Raw genomic sequence first — 17,881 nt, 5'->3', positions numbered from 1 at the left:
CTGGTCAACAAGCTTCAATACGAGCGGACGACTTGGTGTGAACCAATCGCGAACGATGTGAACATCCCGCGGCCCCGTCAAGAGGACGGGACGTGTCCGCTCGTGGTCCGCCCGGTGTCCCGGCCGTGAATGTTCACACGCGTCCGGGGGGTTCACCGCGCACGAGGAGCGGACCATGGCACGCGGCAGCACCCCCGTCGACGAGGCCGAACTGGAGCGGGTGCTGCGCACCGGGCCGTTCCACCTCGCCCTGCGCACCGCCCTGTCCGCGCGCGGTCTCGCGCTGCACCGCGTCCAGCACCGGCTCGCCCAGCGGGGCGTCAAGGTGGGGGTGACGAGCCTCAGTTACTGGCAGCAGGGCGCCCGCCGGCCGCAGCGCCCCGAGTCGCTGCGCGCCGTCCGGGCGCTGGAGGACGTGCTGGGGCTGCCGGCGCAGGCGCTGACCCGCTTACTGGAGCCGGCCGCGCGCCCCCGGCCCGAGCGGCCGGCCGCGCGGTCGTACCGCTCGCTGGTGGAGGAGGCGTGCGTCCTGGAACGGCTGCTGGCGGAGCTGGAGTCGCCGCCCGACGGCGGCCTGCACACCGTCTGTCACCTGGAACAGGTGCGGATCGGTGCGCGCCGGGAGATGCGCTCCCGCGACTCCCAGCACGTCGTGCGCGCCCACCGCGACGGCGTGGACCGCTACGTGGCCATCCACCACGGCGACCCGGGCTGCGACCCGGGCCGGGTGACCGTCCGGGCGCACGAGAACTGCCGCCTCGGCCGGGTCCGCCGGCACGACCCCTCCGGCGTCCTCGTCGCCGAGCTGCTGTTCGACACGCGGCTGCGGTGCGGCGAGACGTACGTCTTCGGCTACGGCTTCGAGGACGGCACCGGCGGCACCAGCACCGAGTACGTCCGCGGCTTCAGCTTCGCCGGCGCGCAGTACGTGCTCCAGGTGCGGTTCGACGAGGCGGCGCTGCCCGTGCGCTGCGTGCGCTTCTCCCAGGCGTCGGCCGGCGCCCCGCGCGGCGGCCGGCAGGAGCTGACGCTGGCCGGCCGGCACCGGGCCGTGCACCTGGTGGAGCAGGCGGTGCGGCCGGGGATCGTGGGGATCGCCTGGGACTGGTGCTGAGGCCGTGACCGGCCGGGCCGGCCGGGCGGCGGGCGGTCAGGCGGCCGGGCCCGCGATCAGCTTGCCGCCGTCGGCCTTGACGGGCACGGACGGCAGCGGCGCACCGGCCGGGCCCTGCAGGACCTTGCCCGTGGTCGCGTCGAAGAGGCTGCCGTGGCAGGGGCAGTGCACCTTGCCGTCCTGCACCTTGTCCACCACGCAGCCGGCGTGCGTGCACACCGCGCTGAACGCCTTGTACTGGCCCTCGGCAGGCTGCGCCACCAGCAGGCGCTGCTCCCGGTAGAGCCGGGCCCCGCCCACGGGCACCTCGCCGACCGCGCCGAGGTCCACGGGCGCGGTGGGGACGGCCGGCCCCTTGGCGCCGGTCCCGCCCTCGCAGGCGGTGGCGCAGAGCCCGGCGACGCCGGCCAGGGCCGCGCCCTGCAGGACGGTACGGCGGGAGGCATGGGGGGTGGACATGGGTGGCTCCAACGGTGGTACGGGTGGTGCGTACGACGGGACACGGCGACCCTACCGCCGGGGCGTGGGGAGCCCGGGGCAGGGCGGCGCCGGAGGGGCTCCCTGGGGAGCCCCTCCGGCGGAACGTCACGCCGTGCGGGCGCGGGTCCGCTTCTTCGCCCGGGGCGCGGGGAGCGCCGCCGCGTCGCTGACGCGGTCGCCCAGGATGTCGCGGAGGAACTTGCCGGTGTGGCTCGCCGGTACCGCGGCGACCTCCTCGGGCGTTCCCTCGGCGACCACCAGGCCGCCGCCGGAGCCGCCCTCGGGGCCCATGTCGACGACCCAGTCGGCCGTCTTGATCACATCGAGGTTGTGCTCGATGACGATCACCGTGTTGCCCTTGTCGACCAGGCCCGACAGGACCGAGATCAGCTTCCGGATGTCCTCGAAGTGCAGACCGGTGGTCGGCTCGTCGAGGACGTAGACCGTGCGCCCGGTGGAGCGCTTCTGCAGCTCGCTGGCGAGCTTCACGCGCTGGGCCTCGCCGCCGGACAGCGTCGGCGCGGACTGGCCGAGCCGGACGTAGCCCAGGCCCACCTCGGTGAGCGTGCGCAGGTGGCGGGCGATGGTGGGCACGGCCTCGAAGAACTCCAGGGCCTCCTCGATGGGCATGTCCAGCACCTCGGCGATGGACTTGCCCTTGTAGTGGACCTCCAGGGTCTCCCGGTTGTAGCGCGCGCCGTGGCAGACCTCGCACGGCACGTACACGTCCGGCAGGAAGTTCATCTCGATCTTGATGGTGCCGTCGCCGGAGCAGTTCTCGCAGCGGCCGCCCTTGACGTTGAAGGAGAAGCGGCCGGGCAGGTAGCCGCGGACCTTCGCCTCCATCGTCTCCGCGAAGAGCTTGCGGATGTGGTCGAAGACGCCGGTGTACGTGGCGGGGTTGGAGCGCGGCGTACGGCCGATGGGCGACTGGTCGACGTGCACGACCTTGTCGACCAGGTCGTCGCCGTCCACGCGCGTGTGCCGGCCGGGCACCGCCCGCGCGCCGTTGAGCTCGCGTGCGAGGTGGGTGTAGAGGATGTCGTTGACCAGCGTGGACTTGCCGGAGCCGGAGACGCCGGTGACGGCGGTGAGGACGCCCAGCGGGAAGGCCACGTCGATGTCGCGCAGGTTGTTCTCCCGGGCGCCGCGCACCACGATGCGCCGCTCGGGGTCGGCCGGCCGCCGGGCGGCGGGCAGGGCGATGGACTTCTTGCCGGAGAGGTACTGCCCGGTCATCGACGACTCGGTGCGCAGCAGCTCCTTCAGCGGGCCGCTGTGGACGACCTTGCCGCCGTGCTCGCCGGCGCCCGGGCCGATGTCGACGACCCAGTCGGCGACCTTGATGGTGTCCTCGTCGTGCTCGACGACGATGAGCGTGTTGCCCATGTCGCGCAGGCGGACCAGCGTCTCGATGAGGCGGTGGTTGTCGCGCTGGTGCAGGCCGATGGACGGCTCGTCGAGGACGTAGAGCACGCCGACCAGGCCGGAGCCGATCTGGGTGGCGAGCCGGATGCGCTGGGCCTCGCCGCCGGAGAGGGTGCCGGCGGCGCGGTTGAGGGAGAGGTAGTCCAGGCCGACGTCGACGAGGAACTTCAGGCGCTCGTTGACCTCCTTGAGCACCCGCTCGGCGATCTTCTTCTCCCGGCCGGTGAGCTTCATGCCGCGCAGGAAGTCGGCGCACTCGCTGATCGACATCGCGGAGACGTCGGCGATGGAGCGGTCCTGCACGGTGACGGCCAGCACGATGGGCTTCAGGCGCGTGCCCTCGCAGGTGGGGCAGGGCACCTCGCGCATGTAGCCCTCGAAGCGCTCGCGGCTGGCGTCGCTCTCGGCCTCGGAGTGGCGCCGCTTGACGAACGGCACGGCGCCCTCGAAGGCGGTGGTGTAGGCGCGCTCGCGGCCGTAGCGGTTGCGGTAGCGCACCTCGATCTGCGTCTTGTGCCCGTTCAGCAGGGCCTTCTTGGCGCGCTGGGGCAGCCCGGCCCAGGGGATGTCGGTACGGAAGCCCAGGGCGTCGGCGAGGGCGCCGACGAGCCGGCTGAAGTAGTCCTTGGTGTGGCCGTGCGACCAGGGGCTGATCGCGCCCTCGTCGAGGCTCTTCTCCGGGTCGGGGACGATCAGCTCGGGGTCGACCTCCATGCGCGTGCCGATGCCGGTGCATTCGGGGCAGGCGCCGAAGGGCGAGTTGAAGGAGAAGGACCGGGGCTCCAGCTCCTCGAACGACAGGTCGTCGTACGGGCAGTAGAGGTGCTCCGAGTACATCCGCTCGCGCTCGGGGTCGTCCTCGGGCAGGTCGACGAAGTCGAGGACGACCATGCCGCCGGACAGGCCCAGGGCGGTCTCGACCGAGTCGGTGAGCCGGCGCTTGGCGCTGTCCTTGACGGTGAGGCGGTCGACGACCACCTCGATGGTGTGCTTCTCCTGCTTCTTCAGCTTGGGCGGCTCGGTGAGGTGGATCGTCTCGCCGTCGACCCGGGCCCGGCTGTAGCCCTTGGCCTGGAGGTCGGCGAAGAGGTCGACGAACTCGCCCTTGCGCTCGCGCACCAGCGGGGAGAGCACCTGGAAGCGGCTGCCCTCGGGCAGCTCCAGCACCTTGTCGACGATGGCCTGCGGGGACTGCCGGGAGATGGGGCGGCGGCACTCGGGGCAGTGCGGCTTGCCGATCCGGGCGAAGAGCAGGCGGAGGTAGTCGTAGACCTCGGTGATCGTGCCCACGGTGGAGCGCGGGTTGCGGGAGGTCGACTTCTGGTCGATGGAGACGGCCGGGGACAGGCCCTCGATGAAGTCGACGTCCGGCTTGTCCATCTGGCCGAGGAACTGCCGTGCGTAGGAGGAGAGCGACTCCACGTAGCGGCGCTGGCCCTCGGCGAAGATCGTGTCGAACGCGAGGGACGACTTGCCCGACCCCGAGAGTCCGGTGAAGACGATGAGGGAGTCGCGCGGGAGGTCGAGCGAGACGTTCTTGAGGTTGTGCTCGCGAGCGCCACGGACGATGAGACGGTCTGCCACGCCGGTCGGCACCTTTCTTGAGAGTCGGCTCCGGGAGAGAGCTGCGGGGGTGCGGTGCGCCCTCTGTCGAGGGTACGGGGACCCTCTGACAAACAGGGGGCCGTCCGGGGGTCACGCGGGTGCAGCGACGCGCGATGCCACCCTCCGACGATATAGCACTCACATTCGATTTACGGGCGGAGTCGGAGTTCTTCACCCGAAGGAGTGGCGGCACTAGGGTCGGCCGCATGATCGATCACGCGCAGGACCTCCAGGCCGTACGCGAGGCGACCGCCCGCCTGCTCGCCACCGTCACCCCCCTGGACAACGCCGCCCTCTCCGCCCCGTCACGGCTGCCCGGCTGGACCCGCGGCCACGTGCTGGCCCACCTCGCCCGCAACGCCGACGCGCTGGTGAACGTCCTCGCCGGCCGGCCCATGTACCCGAGCGCCGAGGCACGCGACGCCGACATCGAGCGGGACGCGCAGCTCCCGGCCGCCGAACTCCTCGCCGGCCTGCGCGCGGCCGCGGACCGCTTCCTGGAGCAGGCCGCGACCCCCGCCGACTGGAACCGCACCGTCACGCTGCGCAACGGCGTGACCGACTCCGCCGCCCGCGTCCCCTTCCGCCGCCTCGCCGAGGTCGAGCTGCACCACGTCGACCTCGGCCTGGGCTACGAACTGGAGGACGTGCCCGCCGACTTCACCCTCCGCTACACCGCCTTCCTGGCCGACCGCTTCAGCGGCCACCCCGACGTGCCCCCCATGGAGCTCGACGCCCCCGGCGCCGGCCACTGGCGCACGGGCGGCACCGAGGGCGACCCCCTGAAGGTCACCGGCACCCCCGCCGCCCTGCTGGGCTGGCTCGCCGGCCGCCGTGACGGCGCGGAGCTGGACGCCGGCGGTGTCCGGCCGCCCGCCCTGCCCGCTCTCTAGCGCGGAGATAGGGTTGATCCATGACCTACACGGGAGCGGTGAAGGTCGGCGGGCCCGCCGACGTACACGAGTTGACCGATCTGATGATCTCCAAGGTCGCGGTCGGTCCGATGGACAACAACGCCTATCTGCTGCGCTGCCGGGCCACGGACGAGCAGCTCCTCATCGACGCCGCGGCCGAGCCGCACACCCTGCTCGGCCTCATCGGTGACAGCGGCATCACCGCCGTCGTCACCACGCACCGGCACCAGGACCACTGGAACGCCCTGCGGGAGGTCGTGGACGCCACCGGCGCCCGCACCTACGCCGGACGCGAGGACGCCGAGGGCATCCCCGTCCCCACCGACGTCCTCGTGGACGACGGCGACACGATCACCGTGGGCCGCGTCCGCCTGACGGCGCGCCACCTCGTCGGGCACACCCCCGGCAGCATCGCGCTGATCTACGACGACCCGCACGGCCACGCGCACGTCTTCACCGGCGACTGCCTCTTCCCCGGCGGCGTGGGCAACACCCACGACGACCCCAAGGCGTTCGCCAGCCTCCTGAACGACGTCGAGACCAAGCTCTTCGGCGCCCTGCCGGACGAGACCTGGGTCTACCCCGGCCACGGCAACGACACCACCCTGGGCGCCGAGCGCCCCCACCTACCGGAGTGGCGCGCACGCGGCTGGTGACGACGGCACCGGCGGCCACGGAGCCGTAGCACGCCGTCCCGCCCCCGGAGCACCAGGGGCGGACGGCGTGATTCCGGTGCGCCCCCGGCAACGCCCCCGTACGCCCCGTTTCCCCGGGCCCGCGGGGAAGTTGGTCACTACATGAACCGTGACCGCGCTCCGGCCATGTTCCGCCTGGCCGCCGCCTCCATGGCCGGCACCGCCATCGAGTTCTACGACTTCTTCGCCTACGGCACCGCCGCCGCCCTCGTCCTGGGCCGGCTGTTCTTCCCCACCGTCTCCCCGCTCGTCGGCACGCTCGCCGCGTTCGGCACCTTCGGCATCGGCTTCGTCGCCCGCCCCGTGGGCTCGGTGCTCTTCGGGCACGTCGGCGACCGCTTCGGCCGCCGCCCCGTGCTCCTCGCCTCCCTGCTCCTCACCGGCGTGGCCACCCTGGCGATCGGCTGCGCGCCCACCTACGGCACCCTGGGCCTGGGCGCACCGCTGCTCCTGCTCGCCCTGCGCTTCCTCCAGGGCCTGGGCGTGGGCGGCGAGTGGAGCGGGGCCGTCCTGATCGCCGCGGAGCACGCGCCCGCCCACCGGCGCGCCCTGTGGGCGAGCATCCCGCAGACCGGTCCGTCGTTCGGCTTCCTCCTCGCCAACGGCATCACGCTCACCCTGTCGGTCACCCTCACCGACGCCCAGTTCCTCGCCTGGGGGTGGCGCGTGCCGTTCTGGTTCGGCGGGCTGCTGGCCGCCGTGGGGCTGCTGCTGCGGAGCCGGCTCGTCGAGACGCCCGTCTTCCGCGAGCTGGAGGCCGGCCGTACGCGCGCCGCCCTGCCGCTCGCCGAGGTGGTGCGCGGCCACTGGCGGCTGGTCCTGCTGACCGCCGGCGCCCTGTCGTTCGGCTACTCGGTGTTCTACACCGTCACCACCTGGTCGCTGTCCTACGGCACGGAACGGCTCGGCGTGGACCGGACGGTGATGCTGGGCTGCGTGATGACGGCGGTCGCCGCCTCCGGCGCGGCCACCCCGGTGGCGGCCTTCCTCGGCGACCGGTACGGGCGGCGCCCGCTGTGCCTGGCCGGCTGCACCGCCGTGGCGCTGTGGATGTTCCCGCTGGTGGCGCTGTTGCGCACGGGCCGGCCGCCGTTGTTGCTGCTGGGCTTCGTGGTGGCCATGCTCGGTTTCGTGACGGCCTTCGGCGTCGCCGGGGCGTACCTGCCCGAGCTGTTCGAGGCGCGGGTGCGCTGTACGGGCGCGGCCGTCGGCTACAACCTCGCGGGCGTGCTGGGCGGTGCCGTGACGCCTCTGGTGGCCACCGCCGCCGGCCGCGTCGAGGGGCCTCCGTGGGGCGTCGCCGTCTACCTGACCGGCGTGACGCTGCTGAGCCTCGGCTGTTTCCTGCTGCTGCCCGAGACCCGGCCGGCCGGTGCGCCCGCCGCGACGGCGGCCGGGGCGGCCCCGGCGTGACGAGCGGGCCGCTCAGACGCCCGCGCCGTCCCGCTCCGGGGCGGCGGGGGCGGCGGGCGCGGTGCTCTCCGCGGCCCGCTCCTGGGCGGCCGAGGCGCGCAGGCTGGTGACGGTGGTGACGGCCAGCACCGCGCAGATGACGCCCAGGGACACCGGGATGCTGATCTCCGGCACCGGCACGCCGCTCTCGTGCAGGGCGTGCAGCACGAGCTTCACGCCGATGAAGCCGAGGATGACCGACAGGCCGTAGGAGAGGTGGACCAGCTTCCGCAGCAGGCCGCCGAGGAGGAAGTACAGCTGCCGCAGGCCCATCAGGGCGAAGGCGTTGGCCGTGAAGACGATGTACGGGTCCTGGGTCAGGCCGAAGATCGCCGGGATGGAGTCGAGCGCGAACAGCACGTCCGTGGTGCCGATCGCCAGCATGACGACCAGCATCGGCGTCATCAGGCGACGGCCGTTCTCCAGGACGAACAGCCGGGTTCCGTGGTACCGGTCGGTGGAGGGGAAGCGCCGCTCGACGAGCCGCAGGAAGCGGTTCTCCTCGTACGTCTCCTCCTCGGCGTCACCGCCGCCCTGCCGGGCCTCCTGGACCAGCTTCCAGGCCGTCCAGACGAGGAACGCGCCGAAGAAGTAGAAGATCCAGGAGAAGTTGGCGACGATCGCCGCGCCGGCGCCGATGAAGACGGCGCGCAGCACGAGGGCGATGAGCACACCGACCATGAGCACCCGCTGCTGGTAGGCGGCGGGCACCGCGAACTTCGCCATGATCAGGACGAAGACGAAGAGGTTGTCGACGCTCAGCGACTTCTCGGTGATGAAGCCCGCGAAGAACTCGCCCGCGGGCCGGCCGCCGCCGAACACGAGCAGCCCCAGCCCGAAGAGCCCGGCCAGGGCCACCCACACCGCGGTCCAGGTGCCCGCCTCCTTGAGCGAGACCTCGTGCGGCTTGCGGCCGCCGATGAAGAAGTCGGCCGCGACGAGGGCGCACAGGCCCAGGATGGTGAGCGACCAGACCGTCAGGGAGACGTCCACTGTTCCTCCGGCACGTCGTACGGGGCGTACGGCAGTCGGCGTACGGCAGTCCTCAAGACGGTACAGGAAGCACCAAGCTTAAGTAAAGAAAGAACCAAAAATCGAGGTCAGGCGCGTTGGGCAGGTCAAGCGCCGCAGGCCCGCCGGGCCTGCCCCACCTGCCACAGCACCCGGTCCAGCACCCCGCTCCCCGCGGGCACCAGCGGCGGCTCGTACGTCCAGGCGTGCCCGACCCACGGGTCGGCCAGGTGGTCGTCCGGCACCGGCGTGATCCGCAGCAGCGACTTCCACAGCGGGTCGAGCACCGGGCCGTAGCCGCGGGCTTCCGCCCGGTCGGCGACCATCAGCAGGTGCACGCCCACGGCCGGCCCCTCGTCGGCCAGGTAACGCAGCTGGGTGACGGCACGGTCGTCGAAGCCGTGCGGGAAGTCGTGCACGATCAGCAGCTGCCCGGCCGGGTCGAAGTCCTCCGGCAGCGCGTCCGGCACACCGCTGCGCACGGCCATCTGCGCCAGGTCCACGCGCCGCGTCAGGCGCTCCAGCGTCTCCGTCACCCCGCGGGCGCCCGCCGGGGCCTCCTTCAGCGCGCCGTGCTCCCGCAGCGGGGCCAGGGCGGTGCCGGCCGCGCCCGCCGGGTCGACGACGTGCACCGTGTACGTGCCGACGGGGTGCACCGCCAGCAGCCGGGCGGCGACGGCGACCGCGCACTCCACGGCCAGCCGGCGCCGCTGCCCGGCGTCGGTCAGGCCCGGGTCCACGCCGCCCGGCGGGCGGCCGCTGTCGACCCACAGGCCGCGCTCCAGCGGCAGTCGCACCAGCATGGGGATGCGCAGCCCGTCGCTCTCGGGCAGCCGCAGGTCGCCCAGCCGGACGGCCAGGGGCCGCTCCAGGGGCACCTGGTAGGCGTGCCACACGGGGTTGTCCCAGCGGGCGTAGGCGGGCGGCAGGGCGTGCTCGACGACCTCGGCCTCGGCGGCCAGCTGGGCCAGGTCCCGGTCGAGCACGGACCGCGCCTGGTCGAGGAGGGCCGCCTGCTGGGCACGGGCCTCCTCGCGGGCGGCGTCCGCGGCCGGGCCGACGCGGGTCCGCGGGTCGGACAGCACCTCGTCCAGCCGCTGGTCCAGACGCGCCTCGGCGAAGTCGACGGCGCTGCGGTAGGCGGCCACGGAGCGCGCCAGGTCCTCGAACATGCCCCACACCTGGTTGTAGAGCCGCTCGTCCATGCTCCAGCCGGTGGCGTCCCCGGCCACGGGCCGGTACGCCTCCGGGCCGGCGGAGGCAGGGGCGGGGGCGTCGGCCGGTCCGGCTTCTGCGGGCGGCGTGGCGACGGCCGCGGTGGACTGCCGCCCGGGGTGCCGGTAGCTGATGCCCCCGGAACCGGCGCCGGCCGGCGAGCCGGCGGGCTCCCCCGGAACCGGCGGCCCGGCGGCGGCTCCGTCCGCGCCCGCGGCGGCCCGCAGGGCCTCCGCGGCGCATTCCGCCGCCTCCGGCAGGCCCTGGTCGTGCAGCAGGGCCGTCAGGCCCTCGGCGTAGCCCTGGCCGACCGCGCGGACCTTCCAGGCGCCCTGCCGCCGGTAGAGCTCGACGGCCACCACGGCCGACTCCCGGTCCAGGCCCTCCAGGACGTAGCGGACGACCGGCGTCCCGCCGGGTCCGGCGACCTCCACCACGGGCGCCGGGAAGGCGCCGAAGCGGTCCGGGCCCGCCGGGGCGGGCGGCAGGGCCAGCGCGACGTACACCCGGTGCACGTCCTCCGCCAGGGCGGCCAGGCCGACGGCGAGGCGGTGCTCCGCAGCGGGCTGCCGGGGCACGTCCAGGCCCGGCAGGACGGGGCTGCCGGGGTGCGCGACGCGGTCCCGGGACCGTACCGCGCCGTCCGCGTCACCGAGCGTCGCCACCGCCACCACCGGGCGCTCCGCGGCGACCCGGACCTCCAGCCGGTCCCCCGTCAGCGGGTGGTTCTGCCCCCGCACCAGCTCGGCCGTCATCGCCGCTCCCCTGTTCGTTCGTGCTCATGCTGCGCGGGCCCGGCGGGGTGCTGCCCGCCGGGCCCGGTGGATACGACGCCGGCGCCGCGGCGCCGGTTCGTCCGTCCGTTACAGGACCGCCTGGATCTCCGCGAGCAGGTCCTGGAAGGTGCGGCCGTTGGAGGGCTGGCCGATGGCCGTCATCTGCCAGCCGTCGGCCACGCGGTGCACCTTCGCCATGATCTGCGCCGTGTACGGGCCACCGCCGTCGAGGGTGTAGCGCGCGAGCTCCTGGCCGGTGGTCTCGTCGACCAGGCGGCAGAAGGCGTTGCGCACCTCGGCGAAGGTCTGGCCGGTGAAGGAGTTCACCGTGAAGACGATCTGGTTGACGTGGACGGGGACGCGCTGGAGGTCCACCAGGATGGACTCGTCGTCACCGCCCTGGCCGGCGCCGCCGACCAGGTTGTCGCCGGTGTGACGGACCGAGCCGTCCTTGCTGACCAGCTGCTGGAAGAAGGCGACGTCGACGGGCTGCTTGTCGGCGAAGAGCACCGCCGACGCGTCGAGGTCGATCTCCCGGGTGCGCGTCCCGAACAGGCCGCGCCGCGGGGCCGCCTGCCAGCCCAGGCCCATCCGTACCGCGGTCAGGGTCCCCCCGTCGGCCTTCTTCAGGCTGATGCCCTGACCCTTGGACAAGTTGACCGTCACGCGCAGTCCCTCTCTCGCTCGTTCTTTCCCCCGTGGCCGCGCGACCGCGCGGCCCACACGTCGACCCTATGCAACGCGCGGGGGCCGCGAGCCCCCCGGAGGGACCTTTGTGGCGGTCTTGCAACATGACGCGCCGGGCCGCGCACCGCCGTTCGGGCGGGCTTCAGGCGAGCCCGGCCTCGCGCATCTGCCGGAGCTCCTTCTTCAGCTCGCCCACCTCGTCGCGCAGCCGGGCCGCGACCTCGAACTGGAGCTCGGCCGCCGCGGCCCGCATGCGGTCCGTCATCTCCTCGATGAGCTCGGCGAGTTCCGTGGCCGGACGGTCCGTCGGGACGGTCTCGCGCGCCTTGCCCCGACCCTTGGCGGGCGTGGGAGCCTTGGCGGTGCCCTTCGCGGCCTTCGCGCCGCCCTTGGCCGCCGTACCGCCGGCGCCCACCGGCACGGGCGCTCCGGCCCGGTCGACACCCTTGCGGTAGCCCGTGCCCAGCAGCTCCTCGGTGTCGAGCTCCTCGCGGGCGAGGGTGGCGACGATGTCGCCGATCTTCTTGCGCAGCGGCTGCGGGTCGATGCCGTTCGCCTTGTTGTAGGCGATCTGCTTCTCGCGGCGGCGGTTGGTCTCGTCGATGGCCTTCGCCATCGCCGGGGTGACCTTGTCGGCGTACATATGGACCTGGCCCGACACGTTGCGCGCGGCACGGCCGATCGTCTGGATCAAGGAGGTGCCCGAGCGGAGGAAGCCCTCCTTGTCGGCGTCGAGGATCGCGACCAGCGACACCTCCGGCAGGTCGAGGCCCTCGCGCAGCAGGTTGATGCCCACCAGCACGTCGTACTCGCCCGCCCGCAGCTCGCGCAGCAGCTCGACGCGGCGCAGCGTGTCGACGTCGCTGTGCAGGTAGCGCACCTGGATGCCGAGCTCCAGGAAGTAGTCGGTGAGGTCCTCGGCCATCTTCTTGGTGAGGGTGGTCACCAGGACCCGCTCGTCCCGCTCCGTGCGGGTGCGGATCTCGTGCACCAGGTCGTCGATCTGGCCCTCGGTGGGCTTGACGACGACCTCCGGGTCGACGAGGCCGGTGGGGCGGATGATCTGCTCCACGAAGCCGTCGCCCCGCGACAGCTCGTACGGGCCGGGGGTGGCCGACAGGTAGACGGTCTGCCCGATGCGCTCGGTGAACTCCTCCCACTTCAGGGGGCGGTTGTCCATGGCCGACGGCAGCCGGAAGCCGTGCTCGACCAGGGTGCGCTTGCGGGAGGCGTCGCCCTCGTACATCGCGCCGATCTGCGGCACGGTCACGTGCGACTCGTCGATGACGAGGAGGAAGTCCTCGGGGAAGTAGTCCAGCAGCGTGTTGGGCGGGGAGCCGGGCTCGCGGTCGTCCATGTGCAGCGAGTAGTTCTCGATGCCGGAACAGGTGCCGACCTGACGCATCATCTCGATGTCGTACGTGGTGCGCATGCGCAGCCGCTGCGCCTCCAGCAGCTTGCCCTGCTTCTCCAGCTGCGCCAGGCGCTCGTCCAGCTCCCTCTCGATGCCGGCGACGGCCTTCTCCATGCGCTCGGCACCGGCGATGTAGTGGCTGGCGGGGAAGACGTACAGCTCCTGGTCGTCGCTGATGACCTCGCCGGTGAGCGGGTGCAGCGTGGAGAGCGCCTCGATCTCGTCGCCGAACATCTCCACCCGGACGGCGAGCTCCTCGTAGACCGGGAAGATCTCGATCGTGTCGCCGCGCACCCGGAACGTGCCGCGGGTGAACGCCACGTCGTTGCGGGTGTACTGGATCTCGACGAAGCGGCGCAGCAGCTGGTCGCGGTCGATCTCCTGGCCGACCTTGAGCGGCACCATGCGGTCCACGTACTCCTGCGGCGTGCCCAGGCCGTAGATGCAGGACACGGAGGCCACCACGACCACGTCGCGCCGGGTGAGCAGCGAGTTGGTCGCGGAGTGGCGCAGCCGCTCGACCTCCTCGTTGATCGAGGAGTCCTTCTCGATGTAGGTGTCGGACTGCGGGACGTACGCCTCGGGCTGGTAGTAGTCGTAGTACGACACGAAGTATTCGACGGCGTTGTTCGGCAGGAGCTCGCGGAACTCGTTGGCCAGCTGGGCCGCCAGCGTCTTGTTGGGCGCGAGCACGAGCGTGGGCCGCTGCAGCCGCTCGATCATCCATGCCGTGGTGGCGGACTTGCCCGTGCCCGTGGCGCCGAGGAGCACGACGTCCTTCTCGCCCGCGCGGATGCGCCGCTCCAGCTCGGCGATGGCCGTGGGCTGGTCGCCACTGGGCTGGTACGGGCTGACGACCTCGAAAGGCGCCACCTTGCGTTCGATCTTCGATACGGGCCGCATGAGACCACCGTACGGCGCACCACTGACAAAGGGGGGTCCCGGGCGAACGCGCGGCGAAGAGCAGGCGAAGGATCGTTCCCCCGGATGCCTGTGCCATCGCGGTGGCGCAGGTGTTTCGTGTACCACTGTGCGTGACCGGTCCGCCCACCGTGAGGAGCCCGCATGCGCATCCGCACCCTGACCGCCGTGACCAGCGCGCTCGCCGGTCTGTGCCTGGCCGTGGCGGGGGCCGCGCCCGCGGCCGCCGCGACCGGCTCGCCGGGGCGCGCGGGCGCCGCGCCGCGGGTGCCGGTGGTCATCGGCCACCGCGGGGTGCCCGTCCAGGCCCCGGAGAACACGCTGGCCTCCATCGACCGGGCCGCCCGGCTCGGGGTGCGCTGGGTGGAGAACGACGTCCAGCGCACCAAGGACGGCGCGCTGATCGTCATGCACGACACCACCCTGTCCCGGACCACCGACGTCGCCCGGCGCTTCCCCGGCCGGGGCCCGTGGAAGGTCTCCGACTTCACCCTCGCCGAGATCGAGAAGCTGGACGCGGGCAGCTGGTACGACCGCCGCTTCAAGGGCGAACGGGTGCCCACCCTGGCCCGCTACCTCGACCGGGTCGAGCACAACCGGCAGAAGCTGCTGCTGGAGGTCAAGGCGCCCGAGCTCTACCCCGGCATCGAGCAGCAGATCGTGACCGAGCTGCGGAACCACGGCTGGCTCGACCGCCCGCACGTCTCCGACCGCCTGGTCGTGCAGAGCTTCAACGCCACGTCGCTGCGCACCCTGCACCGGCTGCGGCCCGACGTGACGACGGGCTACCTGGGCAACCCCAAGGAGTCCGAGCTCCGCTCGTACGCGGCCTTCGCCGACCAGATCAACCCGAACCACACGGGCGTCACGGCCGCCTGGGTCCGGGCCGTGCACGCCCTGAAGGGCCCGCACGGGCGGCGTCTCCAGGTGTCCGCGTGGACCGTCGACGACGGGGACCGCGCGGTGGTCCTGGCCCGCATGGGCGTCGACGGCATCATCAGCAACGCGCCGCACGTCGTCGCCGACGCGCTCGACGGCGACGACGACCCGTCGTTCCTCTCCGACCCGTCCTCCGGCGTCGAGGCCCTGCTGGACGGCGGCGCCTGACCGGGCCGGCCGGGACTGTCGGAGGGGGCCTCTAGGCTGGACGCGTGACCGGACCGGTGCGCGACCCCGACCTCCCGGCGGCCCCGGCCGCCGGGCCCCGCCCCTGGGCCTGGACGACCGTGCCCTCGCCCCTCGGCCCCCTGGGCCTGGCCGCCACGGACGACGGCCTCCTCGCCGTCGCCTTCCACGCCGGCCCCGGCGCCGCCGGGCGCATAGCCGGCCGCCTGGGCGCGCCCCCGGCCCCGCAGGCCCGCGCCGCCGGCTGCCACGCCCTCCTGGCGGACGCGTCGGAACAGCTCACGGCCTACTTCGCCGGGCGGCGGCAGACCTTCGCGCTGCCCCTGGACTGGACCCTGACCTCCGGTTTCCACCGCCGCGTCCTGCGCGCCCTGCACACCCACGTCCCCTACGGGACCGTGGCCACGTACCAGGACCTGGCCGACCTCGCGGGCGAGCCCGGCGCGGCCCGGGCCGTGGGCGTGGCCATGAGCAGCAACCCCCTGCCCGTCGTCGTGCCCTGCCACCGCGTCGTCGAGAGCGGCGGCGGGCTGGGCGGCTTCACCGGCGGCCTGGACATCAAGCGGACCCTGCTGTCCCTCGAAGGTTTCCTTCCGGAACCATTGTTCTGACCCCCCGTGTTCCGACACCACGCCCCCGCAGGGTGGACCCTGGAGGGAGGAGATGGTGTGGCATGCGTACGGGCAATGAACCGGCCACCGCGCGCAGCGCCCTGCGGCTGCGCCTGGGGCTCGCCGCCTTCGGCTTCGTCTGCCTGGCCGCCGGGACCGCCGCCTTCGCGCTGGCGGGCCGCGCCGGCTGGGCGGTGGCCTGCGGCGTCGTGCTGCTCGTGACGGTGGCCGACCTGGTGATGATCGTCCGGCACATCCGGCAGGGCCCCCACTACCAGCCCGGCCGGGACGTCCCGCCCTACGAGCCGGCCGACGACAGCAGACCGCGGCCGTAAGCCCCCGGCCGGCCGGCACTCCCTACCCGGTGCCCAGGTCGCGCCGGGCCTCCTCGGCCCGGCGCTCCCGCTCCTCCGGCGTCATCGCCCGCCACACCTCCCCCACGGCGCGCGCCCGCTCGCCGAGCGCCTCCGCGTACGCGCCGACGCGCACCGCCTCCCGCAGGCCCACGCGGCCCGACAGCACCTCCCGGGCCATCTCCTGCAGCACCTCGCCGGCGCCCCCGGCCGCCAGGTGGCGCAGGGCCTCGTGCACGATCCGTGCCTGCGCCGCGTCCCGCCCCGGGGCGAGGAACTCCTCCGGCCCCACCCAGCGTTCACCCATGGCGGGGCACCGTGACGGCGGGGTGGTCGTAGTCGTCCCGGGGCAGCGGGAAGGCGTGCAGCCGGGCGAGGGCCTGGCCGCCGGCCCGGCCCATCGCGCCGTAGCCCGCGTTCACCGCCAGCTGCGCCGCGTTGACCAGCCGCGTCATGCGCTCCCACTCCCGCAGGATCACCCGCGCCTCCTCGGCGCCCAGCGCATAGCCCATCAGCGCCGCGCACCCCGTCCAGCCCAGGGCCGTCGAGGCCGCGGCCGCCAGCGCGGCCGTCACCAGCGCGTCGGCGATCGCCGAGACGCACTCCCCCACCGCGTTCGCCGTGGCGGCCACGGCCTGGGCCACCGCCACGTACTCCTCGCCCATCGCGGCCAGCGCGTGGTGGAACTCCAGCAGGTCGGCGCGGAGCGCGTCGAAGTAGGCGAAGGCCGCGTCGGCGGCGTTGCCCTGCCAGCCGGGGGCGGCCCGGCCGCGCCCCGCACCGACGTCCCGCGCCAGGACCCGGCAGGCGTGGCCGGTCCGGCGCCACGCCTCGGCGCACCGGGCGTACGTCTCCCAGTCGCCGGCCAGCTGCCGCTGCGCCCACGCCACCGGGTCCTCGGGCAGCACGAGTTCGGCGAGCTTGAGCAGCCAGGAGCCGGGGCTGAGGACGTCACCGGCGGCGTTGAGCGCGGCCAGCGGATCGGCGAACCCCGCGGGCACGCCCGGCGGCCGCAGGCAGTCCGCGACGTCCGTCACCGGCGCGCTCCCCGCTGCCTGCCGTAGGCCGCGTCGAGGGAGGCGGCGACGGCATGGTCGGTGTGCCGGTAGTAGCCGGCCGCGGCGTCCAGCTCCTCGGCGGCACGCGCGAGGATGCCGGAGACCCGGTCCAGCGCCCGCAGCACGTCACCGCGCAACGCGTCGTGCCCCTCCAGGGCGAGGCCGAGCACCCCCTGCCCGGCGGCCGGCACACGGCTGTACGTACGCGCGTACGCGAGCGTGGCCCGCGCCCCCTCGGCCGCCCTCCCCACGCACCCGGCGAAGTCGTCCAACTTGCCGGGGTCGACCCGCAGTTCCACGCACCCCTCCCTCGGACCAGGCCGTCACCCTACGCGCGGGCCCGCTCCGGTCCGGGGCGCCGGCCGACGCCTTCACCCGATCCGGCGAACGAGGGGTCAGCCCTGTGACCGCTCCCGCGCGCGGCGCCACAGGTCCGCCCAGACCTCGTCCACGCGGCGTTCGAGGTCCGCCAGGGAACCGTCGTTGTCGATGACGACGTCGGCGGCGGCGAGCCGCTGCTCCCGGCCGGCCTGCGCGGCCATGCGGGCGCGGGCCTCCTCGGGGGTCATGCCGCGGACCTCGGTGAGCCGGGACAGGCGGGTGGCGTCGGGGGCGTCGACGACCACGACGACGTCGTAGAGCGGCATCAGGCCGTTCTCCACCAGCAGCGGCACGTCGTGCACGACCACGGCGGCGGCATCGGCGGACGCGGCCGCCTCCAGCTCCGCCGAGCGCTGCCGCACGAGGGGGTGGACGATGGCGTTCAGCGCGGCGAGGCGCTCCTTGTCGGCGAAGACGACCGCGCCGAGCCGGGGCCGGTCGAGGCTGCCGTCGGCGGCCAGCACACCGGGGCCGAACTCGGCGACGACGGCCGCCAGTCCGGGGGTGCCGGGCTCGACCACCTCCCGGGCGATCCGGTCGGAGTCGATGATCACCGCCCCGTGCGACGCGAGAAGCCGTGACACTTCGCTCTTGCCGGCACCGATTCCGCCCGTGAGGCCCACCTTCAGCATGGGCCCCAC

Annotated in this window: 17 protein-coding genes; 7 read left to right on the top strand and 10 right to left on the bottom strand. The window is 73.6% G+C overall.

What is annotated here, in order from left to right:
* Positions 1-175 precede the first annotated feature (175 nt).
* A complete protein-coding gene (locus IE305_RS27375) occupies positions 176-1,114 on the top strand; it encodes a hypothetical protein (RefSeq protein ID WP_190132452.1) in 939 nt (312 codons plus the stop codon).
* Between the two features lie 36 nt (positions 1,115-1,150).
* On the opposite strand, the gene IE305_RS27370 is transcribed toward IE305_RS27375, so the two are convergent.
* Entirely contained in the window at positions 1,151-1,573 is a 423-nt protein-coding gene (locus tag IE305_RS27370; RefSeq protein WP_190132451.1) for a Rieske (2Fe-2S) protein, read from the bottom strand.
* Positions 1,574-1,699: 126 nt separating this feature from the next.
* A complete protein-coding gene (gene uvrA / locus IE305_RS27365; protein WP_190132450.1) occupies positions 1,700-4,606 on the bottom strand; it encodes an excinuclease ABC subunit UvrA in 2,907 nt (968 codons plus the stop codon).
* 227 nt (positions 4,607-4,833) lie between these two features.
* Here uvrA and IE305_RS27360 point away from each other — a divergent pair, with 227 nt between their 5' ends.
* The 3 genes from IE305_RS27360 to IE305_RS27350 all read left to right on the top strand — a co-directional run bounded on the left by IE305_RS27360 (position 4,834) and on the right by IE305_RS27350 (position 7,649).
* Complete coding sequence (locus IE305_RS27360; protein ID WP_190132449.1) at positions 4,834-5,520, top strand: maleylpyruvate isomerase family mycothiol-dependent enzyme; 687 nt, start codon at positions 4,834-4,836, stop codon at positions 5,518-5,520.
* Positions 5,521-5,540: 20 nt separating this feature from the next.
* Positions 5,541-6,197: an MBL fold metallo-hydrolase gene (locus IE305_RS27355; RefSeq protein ID WP_190132448.1), complete on the top strand. Its 657-nt coding sequence runs from the start codon at positions 5,541-5,543 to the stop codon at positions 6,195-6,197.
* Positions 6,198-6,362: 165 nt separating this feature from the next.
* Positions 6,363-7,649, top strand: coding sequence for an MFS transporter (locus IE305_RS27350; protein ID WP_190132489.1), 1,287 nt, complete (start codon positions 6,363-6,365; stop codon positions 7,647-7,649).
* Positions 7,650-7,661: 12 nt separating this feature from the next.
* On the opposite strand, the gene IE305_RS27345 is transcribed toward IE305_RS27350, so the two are convergent.
* From IE305_RS27345 to uvrB, 4 genes are all read right to left on the bottom strand, one after another.
* Positions 7,662-8,681: a TerC family protein gene (locus IE305_RS27345; protein WP_190132447.1), complete on the bottom strand. Its 1,020-nt coding sequence runs from the start codon at positions 8,679-8,681 to the stop codon at positions 7,662-7,664.
* A 125-nt stretch (positions 8,682-8,806) separates the two neighbouring features.
* Positions 8,807-10,669, bottom strand: coding sequence for a TerD family protein (locus IE305_RS27340; protein ID WP_190132446.1), 1,863 nt, complete (start codon positions 10,667-10,669; stop codon positions 8,807-8,809).
* A 108-nt stretch (positions 10,670-10,777) separates the two neighbouring features.
* On the bottom strand, positions 10,778-11,356 hold the full coding sequence (locus IE305_RS27335; protein ID WP_190132445.1) for a TerD family protein: 579 nt from the start codon (positions 11,354-11,356) through the stop codon (positions 10,778-10,780).
* Positions 11,357-11,519: 163 nt separating this feature from the next.
* Positions 11,520-13,694 carry an excinuclease ABC subunit UvrB gene (gene uvrB / locus IE305_RS27330; protein WP_190132444.1) on the bottom strand — a complete coding sequence of 725 codons (2,175 nt, stop codon included), beginning with the start codon at positions 13,692-13,694 and terminating at the stop codon, positions 11,520-11,522.
* A gap of 162 nt (positions 13,695-13,856) precedes the next feature.
* Between uvrB and IE305_RS27325 the strand changes: the two genes are divergently transcribed.
* The 3 genes from IE305_RS27325 to IE305_RS27315 all read left to right on the top strand — a co-directional run bounded on the left by IE305_RS27325 (position 13,857) and on the right by IE305_RS27315 (position 15,783).
* On the top strand, positions 13,857-14,819 hold the full coding sequence (locus IE305_RS27325; RefSeq protein WP_190132443.1) for a glycerophosphodiester phosphodiesterase: 963 nt from the start codon (positions 13,857-13,859) through the stop codon (positions 14,817-14,819).
* 44 nt (positions 14,820-14,863) lie between these two features.
* Positions 14,864-15,448, top strand: coding sequence for a methylated-DNA--[protein]-cysteine S-methyltransferase (locus tag IE305_RS27320; protein WP_373311761.1), 585 nt, complete (start codon positions 14,864-14,866; stop codon positions 15,446-15,448).
* Between the two features lie 62 nt (positions 15,449-15,510).
* Complete coding sequence (locus IE305_RS27315; RefSeq protein WP_190132442.1) at positions 15,511-15,783, top strand: DUF6343 family protein; 273 nt, start codon at positions 15,511-15,513, stop codon at positions 15,781-15,783.
* Positions 15,784-15,805: 22 nt separating this feature from the next.
* Here IE305_RS27315 and IE305_RS27310 read toward each other — a convergent pair whose 3' ends face one another.
* The 4 genes from IE305_RS27310 to coaE form a co-directional block, all read right to left on the bottom strand.
* Positions 15,806-16,108, bottom strand: a complete 303-nt coding sequence (locus tag IE305_RS27310) for a hypothetical protein (RefSeq protein ID WP_190132441.1) — start codon at positions 16,106-16,108, stop codon at positions 15,806-15,808.
* Positions 16,101-16,838, bottom strand: coding sequence for a hypothetical protein (locus IE305_RS27305; protein WP_190132440.1), 738 nt, complete (start codon positions 16,836-16,838; stop codon positions 16,101-16,103). The genes IE305_RS27310 and IE305_RS27305 overlap by 8 nt, the downstream gene beginning before the upstream one ends.
* Positions 16,835-17,158, bottom strand: coding sequence for a type VII secretion target (locus IE305_RS27300; RefSeq protein WP_190132439.1), 324 nt, complete (start codon positions 17,156-17,158; stop codon positions 16,835-16,837). The genes IE305_RS27305 and IE305_RS27300 overlap by 4 nt, the downstream gene beginning before the upstream one ends.
* 96 nt (positions 17,159-17,254) lie before the next feature.
* Positions 17,255-17,872: a dephospho-CoA kinase gene (gene coaE / locus IE305_RS27295; RefSeq protein WP_190132438.1), complete on the bottom strand. Its 618-nt coding sequence runs from the start codon at positions 17,870-17,872 to the stop codon at positions 17,255-17,257.
* Positions 17,873-17,881: the final 9 nt, after the last annotated feature.

Source organism: Streptomyces mashuensis, assembly GCF_014654785.1.
Lineage (GTDB): Bacteria > Actinomycetota > Actinomycetes > Streptomycetales > Streptomycetaceae > Streptomyces > Streptomyces mashuensis.
This window is presented reverse-complemented; position numbering and strand designations above follow the sequence as displayed.

Coding starts and splice junctions, on each gene's coding strand:
- IE305_RS27325 (WP_190132443.1), top strand. CDS start 13,857: ATGCGCATCCGCACCCTGACCGCCGTGACCAGCGCGCTCGCCGGTCTG.
- IE305_RS27340 (WP_190132446.1), bottom strand. CDS start 10,669: ATGACGGCCGAGCTGGTGCGGGGGCAGAACCACCCGCTGACGGGGGAC.
- uvrB (WP_190132444.1), bottom strand. CDS start 13,694: ATGCGGCCCGTATCGAAGATCGAACGCAAGGTGGCGCCTTTCGAGGTC.
- IE305_RS27375 (WP_190132452.1), top strand. CDS start 176: ATGGCACGCGGCAGCACCCCCGTCGACGAGGCCGAACTGGAGCGGGTG.
- IE305_RS27310 (WP_190132441.1), bottom strand. CDS start 16,108: ATGGGTGAACGCTGGGTGGGGCCGGAGGAGTTCCTCGCCCCGGGGCGG.
- IE305_RS27370 (WP_190132451.1), bottom strand. CDS start 1,573: ATGTCCACCCCCCATGCCTCCCGCCGTACCGTCCTGCAGGGCGCGGCC.
- IE305_RS27350 (WP_190132489.1), top strand. CDS start 6,363: ATGTTCCGCCTGGCCGCCGCCTCCATGGCCGGCACCGCCATCGAGTTC.
- IE305_RS27355 (WP_190132448.1), top strand. CDS start 5,541: ATGACCTACACGGGAGCGGTGAAGGTCGGCGGGCCCGCCGACGTACAC.
- IE305_RS27315 (WP_190132442.1), top strand. CDS start 15,511: ATGCGTACGGGCAATGAACCGGCCACCGCGCGCAGCGCCCTGCGGCTG.
- IE305_RS27360 (WP_190132449.1), top strand. CDS start 4,834: ATGATCGATCACGCGCAGGACCTCCAGGCCGTACGCGAGGCGACCGCC.
- coaE (WP_190132438.1), bottom strand. CDS start 17,872: ATGCTGAAGGTGGGCCTCACGGGCGGAATCGGTGCCGGCAAGAGCGAA.